Genomic DNA, 7,602 nt, shown 5'->3' on the forward strand with positions numbered 1-7,602 from the left:
AGCTGGTCGGGCTTGCTGCGGGCCTGCGCCAGCACGTCCTTCAGCGTGGCGGCTTCCAGCTTGGGGCTGGCGATCAGCACCAGGCCCTGGCGCATGGTGGGCGCCACCGGCACCAGATCCTTGGCCGCGTCGAACGGCAGCTTGCCGTAGATGAAGGGGTTGATGGTGAAGGCGGTGGAGACGTTGTAGAGCACGGTGTAGCCATCGGCCGGCGACTTGGCCACCGCGTCGCTGGCCAGGTTGCCGGCCGAGCCCGGCTTGTTGTCCACGATCACCGGCACGCCCAGCTTGCGCGAGGCGTATTCGCCGTAGATGCGTGCGAACACGTCGGGCGGCGTGCCGGCGGCAAAGCCGACCACGATGCGCAGCGGCCGGCTCGGCCAGTCGGCGGCCGCGGTCTGCGCCGTGGCCACGGGGGCGAGGGTGGCCAGGCCAGCGCCCAGCCCGAGGGTGGCGGCCCAGGCCGCGGCCGACGCCAGGGTGCGCCTGCGGGTACTGCTCATGCTGTGTCTCCGGTCGTTGTAGGTAGGGGTCGAACGCGGGGTCGTGGCTCAGGGCGGCGGCGGGCCGTCGTACTGCAGCTCGCGCGTGGCCTGGTACGACAGCGCAAAGCCGATCGAGCGCTCCAGCTCTTCGTTCAGGTGGGCGATCAGGCCGGCCGTGCGCGCCAGGATGGGCACGCCCTTGAGCGCCAGCAGCGGAAAGCCGATGCCCAGCAGCACCGCCGGGATAGCGGCCGAAACGTTGAGCTTGAGCGCCTTGCCCACCGCATCGGGCAGCACCCGTTCCACGGCTTCTGCCACCGCCACGTAGCGCAGGTCGGCGCCCGCTTGCTGCGCCACGCGGAAGAGGGCGTCCACCCGCGGGTCGCGCGCCTTGTGCAGCGGGTGGCCATAGCCGGGGATCTGCCGGCCGGCCTGGCGGTATTCGCGCACCACGGCCAGCGCCGCTGTGTCCAGGGCTGGGCCTTCGGCGCCGGCAGCGCGCTGGTCGATCTCATGGAACAGGCGGCCGGCGGTTTCGCTGGCGCCCAGGATCACCGAGCCGCAGCCCAGGATGCCGGCCGCCACCGCGCCCTGCAGCGCATCGGGCGCTGCCGCCAGCGTCATGCGGCTGGCCTGCACGCTGGGCACCAGGCCATGCTCGGCAATGGCCACCAGCGTGGCGTCCAGCACCGCGGTGGCGGCCGGCGTGGCTTCGCGGCCGGTCACCAGCAGGTGGAAGTAGTCGGTGAACGACACGCGGCCGATCAGCTGGCTGCACAGGTCGCGCCCGCGCACGGTGATGCTGTGTTCGTCCGAGGTGCAGATGGCGCTGCGGGGCACCGTCTCCTTGCCGATCTTCATGCCGCTCCTTCACGTTGAGTGGGAGCGAACGGTAAGCAGTGGCGGCGGCCACAAGAAGTGAAGAATTTCGATGTGGTCGATCTACGCTGTCGATGCATCAGCCCGCCGGCTGCAGGCTGCGCCCGAGCGCCGCCTTGCGGATCTCGCGCGCAAAGCTCTTGACGGCCGCGCTCTGGCGCGCCTGCCGCTGCCACAGCAGGCCGGGGGTGCGCATCGGGGTGGGGCTTTCCAGCGGCACGGTGCGGATGTCCTCGCGCGCCGGCACTGCATGGCGCGAAACGATGGCCGCCAGCCCGGTGCGCGCCACCAGGTCGATCATCGGCGCGATGGTGTTCATCTCGGCCGCCACCAGCGGCTCGGCGCCGCAGCTGGCCAGGCAGGCGTCCAGCATCGTGCGGGTGGTGAACACGCGCGGCAGCATCACCAGCGGCTGCCTGTGCAGCTCCACCATGCGCACCCGGCGGCGGCCGGCCAGCGCATGGCCGGCGCCTACCACCAGCACCATCTCTTCGCTGTACAGCGGCTCGAACCACAGCCGTCCCGGCTCGGCCGGCTGGTAGGCGATGCCCACGTCCAGCGTGCCTTCCAGCAGCCGCTGGGCGATGGCGTCGGCCGCCAGTTCCTCGACGCTGATCTTCACCGTGGGGTGGCGCGCCAGGAAGGCGGCCAGGCATTCGGGCACGAAGCCGAGGTTGAAGGTGTGGGTGGCGCCGATGCGCACCTCGCCAGTCAGCGCCCCGGCCGCACGCTTGAGTTCGCCCAAGCCCTGGTCCACCTCGCGCAGCGCCTTGGAGGCATAGCCCAGGAAGGTTTCGCCCGCTTCGGTCAGCAGTACGCGGCGGCCGATGCGGTCGAACAGCTCATGGCCCACTTCTTCTTCCAGCTGGCGGATCTGGTGCGACAGCGTCGACTGGGTGACGTGCACCCGTTCGGCCGCCCGGGTGAAGTTCAGGCACTCGGCCAGCGCGGTGAAGTAGCGCAGGTGGCGCAGTTCCATGGGCGGGTTTCCATCGATGCGGTGCATGGAATTTATCGAAGATCTTCACTTCTGCGCCAGCGCCTCGATGGTTATGGTGCGCCCCAACCACTACAAGGAGACATGCCCATGGCCGAAGCATCCGATGCCGTGCACAGCCTGACCGACGAAGTGCTGGCCCGGCTGGCCGGCTGCACCGATGCGCGTTTCAAGCAGGTGATGAGCGCGCTGGTCACCCATCTGCACGACTTCGTGCGGGCGGTGGACCTCACGGGCGAAGAATGGATGCAGGCCATCGAGTTCCTCACCGCCACGGGCAAGACCTGCACCGACAAGCGGCAGGAATTCATCCTGCTGTCGGACACGCTGGGCGTGTCGATGCTGGTGGTGGCGCTGGCCCAGGCCCGCGCCAGTGGCCAGGCCCAGGGCGCCACGCCGGCCACCGAAGCCACGGTACAGGGCCCGTACTACTGGGTGGGCGCGCCCGACCGGCCGCTGGGCTTCGACATCGGCGAAGGCGTGCCCGGCGAGCCGGCGCTGTACACCGGCCGCGTGACCGACACCGAAGGCCAGCCGCTGCCCGGCGCGCTGCTGGACGTGTGGTCGGGCGACGGCGAAGGCAACTACGACATGCAGATGGGCGAGCAGGCCGAGATGCGGGCCCGCGGGCGCTTTCGCACCGATGGCGAGGGCCGCTTCTGGTTCTGGTCGATCCGGCCCAGCTACTACCCGATTCCGATGGACGGGCCGGTGGGCCGCATGATCCACCGCATGGGCCGCGACCCCAACCGGCCGGGCCACATCCACATGATGGTGTCGGCCGACGGCCATGTGCCGGTGACCACGCACCTGTTCGTGGGCGACAGCCCCTACCTGGAGACGGACGTGGTGTTCGGCGTGCGCGACAGCCTGATCGTGCCTTTCGAACGGCATGAACCCGGCACCGCGGTCGACGGGCGGCCGATGCGCCGGCCGTACTGGTCGGCGCACTACGACTTCCGGCTGGCGCCGGCCGCGGGCTGACGAGGGCGCTGGCGGGCGGATGACCGCCCGCTTGGTCATGGATTGGTCATGGGTGGGGGCGGCGCGCAGCCGCACCATGCAGGCATCTCATCACAGCCTGCCACGCCTCATGCATACCCATCCTGCATCCGGGCCGGCCGCCTGCGCGGCGGTCGCCTGCCCGCCGCTGCACGCCGCAGCGCCCTTTGCCGACAGCGATCTCGCCCCGCTGCAGGACAGCGAAGCCGAAGCACGCGAGCGGCGCCTGCTGGCCCACCTGGCCCATGTGGCGCACGAGCTGCGCTCGCCGCTGCACGGGCTGGTGGGCCTGGCCCGCCTGACGGCCAGCGAAGCCAAACTGAGCCCCAAGCACCGCCGCTGGCTCGACAGCATCGCCCAGTGCGGCGAGCATCTCAGCCGCACCGTCAATGACCTGCTGGAGGTGGGCCTGGCCAGCAGCGCCGAAGTGACGCTGCGCCCGCAGCCGCTGCGCCTGTCGGCCTTGCTCAACGGCCTGGCCGAACTGGCGCGCGCCGAAGTGCGCAACCCGTCGGTGCTGGTGCGCACGCAGCTGCAGGGCGGCCATCCCACGGCCGACCCGGTGCTGTGGGTGGACGGCCAGCGCCTGCGTCAGCTGCTGCTGAACTTGCTGGGCAATGCGGCCCGCGCCACCGCCGAGGGCAGCATCAGCTTGAACTGCCACCGGGTGGGCCCGGCGCGCTGGTGCTTCGAGGTGGCCGACACCGGCCACGGCATGGACGCCGACCAGCTGGCCGAGCTGCTGCGCCAGGGCCATGCACTGGAGCTGTGGTCGCACGGCAGCCCCGAGCGCCGCGGCGGCCTGGGCCTGGTGATCAGCCGCCGGCTGGCCCAGGCGCTGGGCGGCGAGCTGGCGGTGCGCGGCACGCCCGGCGGCGGCAACACCTTCTGGTTCGAGATCGACGCGCCCGCCGCGCCGGCCGCTGCGTGAGGGATGTGGTGGACACCCGCCCCACCGATGCGCCGGCCACCGCCGCGCCATCCCCCACGCCGGCCCCACGCCCGCCGCTGATCCTGGCCACCGACGACGAAGGCCGGGTGCAGCATGCCAGCCCCGCCTTGCGCCAGCTGCTGGGCCGCAGCGCACGTGCGCTGGCCGGCCAGCCGCATGCGGCGCTCATCCATCCGCTGCAGCCGCCACGGGCCGAGGCCGACCTGTGGGCCACGCTGCGCGCCGGCCACCCCTGGGCCGGCCTGCTGGCCTACCGGCTGGCCGAAGGTGAGGCCTGCTGGATGCAGGTGCATGCCGCGCCCTTGCGGCGCGAAGGCCGCTGGGCCGGCCACCTGCTGCTGCACAGCCGGCCGGTGGAGGCCGACGCCGCGCTGGACCACCGGCTGCACCGCTGCGCGCTGCGCGCCAGCGCACCGGGCCTGCAGCCGGCGCTGCAAACGCAGGCCTGGTCGCTGCCGCTGATGTGGCGACTGCGCCTGGCGGCGGCCGGCCTGGCGGCCCTCGGCATGGCCGGCGGCTGGCTGGGCGGCCTGGCGGGTGCTGCGTTGGGCGGGCACCTGGCCGTGTGCGCGGTGGGCGGGCTGCTGCTGGCCGGCTGGCTGCGGCGGCAGGTGTGGGCGCCGTGGCGGCTGGCGCAGCAGCAGGCGCTGGCACTGGTCGCCGGGCATGCGCTGGGCGCGGTGCACCCGGCCGCGCCCGCGGGGTCGTGCCCGGGCGCTGAGCAGGGCCTGCTGCACCGCGCGCTGCAGCAGGCCGGCTGGCAGCTGCAGGCGCTGCGCGACGAGCTGGGCCCGCAAGTGCATCGGCTGTGCGCCGCCACCCGCGGCCTGGCCCACGACAGCGACGACCTGGGCCAGCGCACCGAGCTGGCAGCCGCCGCGCTGCAGCAGACCGCCGCCACGCTCGACCAGCTGGGCCTGGACCACGTGCGCGAGGCCATGGCCCGGCTCGACGATGCCACGCAGGACAACGCCGCCCGCACCGACCGCTGCCGGGCGGCTGCGGCCGCCCTGGCGCGCCAGGCGCAGCAGCTGTCGGAATCCTTCGCCTTGTTCGTGGACCACCGGCAAGGCTGAGCCTTTCAGTCCTGCGGCCCGCCGGCCAGCGCCTGGCGCAGCTGCCGCACCAGCGGCCCCAGCAGGCGGCTGGTGCCGGCGGCCCGCAGCAGCACCATGTCGTAGAGCGGCAGCGTTTCGCGCAGCGGCAGCGGGCGCACCGCGCCGGCCGCGCCTTCACCCAGCAGCGCCGGATGGGGCAGCACCGCCAGCAGGTCGGTCTGCGCCAGCAACTGCACCAGGCTGCCGTAGTCGGCGCATTGCACCTGCACCTGCGGCGGCGGCAGGCGCCGCACCTCGAAGGCTTCGGTCAGCACATCCACCGGGCCGGCCACCGCGGCGCCCACAGCCGCAAAGCAGGCCGACTGCAGATCCTGCAGCCGCTGCGTGCCGGCCAGCGGATGGCCGCGCCGGCCGTACACCCGCGGCGTCAGGCGGTACAGCGGCTGCACCGACAGGCCTGTCGGCATCGGCCCGCGTGGCCGCGGCGTGATCGCCAGGTCCAGCGCGCGGCGCTGCAGGCCGGCGATCAGCTGGCCCTCGTCGGCGCTGCGCATGGCCAGCCGGCGGCCGGGCCCGGCGCCGCACCAATGCGCCACCAGCAGCGGCCCGCACACCCGCGCGGCCGAGGCGGTGAGCCCCACCCGCAGCAGCGCCGGATCGGCCGCGGCCGATGCTGGCGGCAGCAGGTCTTGCAGCTGCTCTTCCAGCCCATGGCTGTGCCGGGCCAGCTGGCGGGCACGGGCATTGGGCCGCAGGCGGCGGCCTTCACGCTCAAACAGGTTTTCGCCCAGCCGGGCCTGCAGCTGCTGCAGGGCCTGCGACACGGCGGGCTGCGACACGCCAGCCGCCGCCGCAGCGGCCGCGAAGGTGCCGTGTTCCACCACCAGCCGCAGGTAGCGCAAGGACGTCAGATTCATAAGCGCATCTTATGTAATCGGCACGCCAGCGGCTTGCTGCCTCATCGCGTGGCGGCGATGCTGCGGACCTTGTCACCAACGCTTGGCCACTCATGAGCACCGCCCTCGACACCGTCCGCCGCTACCTGCGCCACCTGCACGAGGGCGATACCGCCGGCCTCGTCAGCTGCTTCGAGCCCGACGGCGTGGTGCATTCGCCCTTCCTCGGCACCTTGGCCGCCCAGCCGTTTTTCGACAAGCTGGCCGCTTCGTCCAGCGGCAGCGTCATCACGCCGATCGACCTGCTGGTGTCGGCCGACGCAGCGCCCGGCGCGCAGCGCGTGGCCGCCTGGTTCCGCTACGACTGGACGCTGCGCGACGGCCAGCAGCTCAGCTTCACCTGTGTGGACGTGTTCAGCTTCGGCCCGGGCAGCGACCGCATCGCGCAGATGCACATCGTCTACGACACCCACCCGCTGCGTGAGCAGGTGGGTGACAAGTACGCGATCTCAGGCGGCTGAAGCGCCGGCCGGCCGGCGCGCGCGCCAGGCCAGCCCGGCCAGGCCCAGGGCCATCAGCGCCCAGGTGCCCGGCTCGGGCACGGCGGCCACCGCAAAGCCGGCCTGCGCAAAGTGCTGGGCCGACTGGCCCAGGCCGGTGGTGGCAGCGTTGCTCACCAGTTGCAGGTCGAGCGTGCTCACGCTGCCCGCCGCCAGCGTGAATTCGAAAGACTGCAGGCCGGTGGCCGAGAAGCTCTGGTTCAGCAGCGTGCTGCTGCTGCCGTTGAGGCTGCTGGTCAGCAGCACCGTCAGCAGGCCGCTGGTGCTGCCGCCGCTCGCGGTTGCCGTGCTGCCGAAGTCGAAGCTGAAGCGCAGCCGGCCGCTGTCGGCAAAGCTGCCGACGAAGCGCGCCTGCGCTTCGGCGCTGGCGGCGCCGCCTGTGCTGTCGGCATAGGTGAACGCAGTCAGCAGGCCGTCTTCGGCCACCGCGCTGGCATTGGCAAAGTCCTGCAGGCCGGCGGCATTGGCCAGGGTTTGCAGCGGCAACGGGGTGGTGGCGCTGCTGTCCGCCAGGCTGTCGGTCAGGCCTTCGGCCGTGGCGGTGGCCGAGGTGGTGTAGCTGCTGCTGGTGAAGCTGAAGGCCCACACCGGGGCGCTGGCGGTGGCGGCCAGCAGGGCCAGGGCGGCGGTGCCTGCCGATGTCGGGCATGGCCACCTACACCCCGGGCATGGAGATCTCCGGCGGCTCGCTGGGCCAGGGCCTGGCCATCGGCGTGGGCATGGCGCTGGGCCTCAAGCACATGGGCAACCCGGCCTTCGTCTACAACTCCATG

Annotated in this window: 9 protein-coding genes and 1 pseudogene; 5 read left to right on the forward strand and 5 right to left on the reverse strand. The window is 72.5% G+C overall.

Annotation, left to right across the window (positions count from 1 at the left end; genetic code table 11):
* The 3 genes from ABNT58_RS22020 to ABNT58_RS22030 all read right to left on the reverse strand — a co-directional run.
* A partial coding sequence (locus ABNT58_RS22020; RefSeq protein WP_348755546.1) for a tripartite tricarboxylate transporter substrate-binding protein occupies positions 1–503 on the reverse strand: 503 nt, incomplete at its 3' end.
* A gap of 48 nt (positions 504–551) precedes the next feature.
* On the reverse strand, positions 552–1,346 hold the full coding sequence (locus ABNT58_RS22025) for a citryl-CoA lyase (RefSeq protein ID WP_348755547.1): 795 nt from the start codon (positions 1,344–1,346) through the stop codon (positions 552–554).
* Positions 1,347–1,443: 97 nt separating this feature from the next.
* Positions 1,444–2,343 (reverse strand): LysR substrate-binding domain-containing protein, encoded by a 900-nt coding sequence (locus ABNT58_RS22030; protein WP_348755548.1) that lies wholly within the window; start codon positions 2,341–2,343, stop codon positions 1,444–1,446.
* Between the two features lie 108 nt (positions 2,344–2,451).
* Here ABNT58_RS22030 and ABNT58_RS22035 point away from each other — a divergent pair, with 108 nt between their 5' ends.
* The 3 genes from ABNT58_RS22035 (at position 2,452) to ABNT58_RS22045 (ending at position 5,391) form a co-directional block, all read left to right on the forward strand.
* Positions 2,452–3,345 carry a dioxygenase gene (locus ABNT58_RS22035; RefSeq protein WP_348755549.1) on the forward strand — a complete coding sequence of 298 codons (894 nt, stop codon included), beginning with the start codon at positions 2,452–2,454 and terminating at the stop codon, positions 3,343–3,345.
* A gap of 109 nt (positions 3,346–3,454) precedes the next feature.
* Positions 3,455–4,294, forward strand: coding sequence for a HAMP domain-containing sensor histidine kinase (locus tag ABNT58_RS22040; RefSeq protein WP_348755550.1), 840 nt, complete (start codon positions 3,455–3,457; stop codon positions 4,292–4,294).
* A gap of 8 nt (positions 4,295–4,302) precedes the next feature.
* Positions 4,303–5,391, forward strand: a complete 1,089-nt coding sequence (locus ABNT58_RS22045) for a PAS domain-containing protein (protein WP_348755551.1) — start codon at positions 4,303–4,305, stop codon at positions 5,389–5,391.
* A 5-nt stretch (positions 5,392–5,396) separates the two neighbouring features.
* Here the strand turns inward: ABNT58_RS22045 and ABNT58_RS22050 are convergent, their stop codons facing one another.
* Positions 5,397–6,290 (reverse strand): LysR family transcriptional regulator, encoded by an 894-nt coding sequence (locus ABNT58_RS22050; protein WP_348755552.1) that lies wholly within the window; start codon positions 6,288–6,290, stop codon positions 5,397–5,399.
* Positions 6,291–6,382: 92 nt separating this feature from the next.
* On the opposite strand from ABNT58_RS22050, the gene ABNT58_RS22055 reads away from it, so the two are divergent.
* Positions 6,383–6,790, forward strand: a complete 408-nt coding sequence (locus ABNT58_RS22055; protein WP_348755553.1) for a nuclear transport factor 2 family protein — start codon at positions 6,383–6,385, stop codon at positions 6,788–6,790.
* Here the strand turns inward: ABNT58_RS22055 and ABNT58_RS22060 are convergent.
* Positions 6,779–7,417: a PEP-CTERM sorting domain-containing protein gene (locus ABNT58_RS22060; RefSeq protein WP_348755554.1), complete on the reverse strand. Its 639-nt coding sequence runs from the start codon at positions 7,415–7,417 to the stop codon at positions 6,779–6,781. The two genes, ABNT58_RS22055 and ABNT58_RS22060, sit on opposite strands and share 12 nt — an antisense overlap.
* Before the next feature lie 44 nt (positions 7,418–7,461).
* Here ABNT58_RS22060 and ABNT58_RS22065 point away from each other — a divergent pair.
* A pseudogene (locus ABNT58_RS22065) lies at positions 7,462–7,602 on the forward strand (transketolase); the annotation flags it as partial.

The organism is uncultured Aquincola sp. (genome assembly GCF_964001545.1).
Lineage (GTDB): Bacteria > Pseudomonadota > Gammaproteobacteria > Burkholderiales > Burkholderiaceae_C > Aquincola.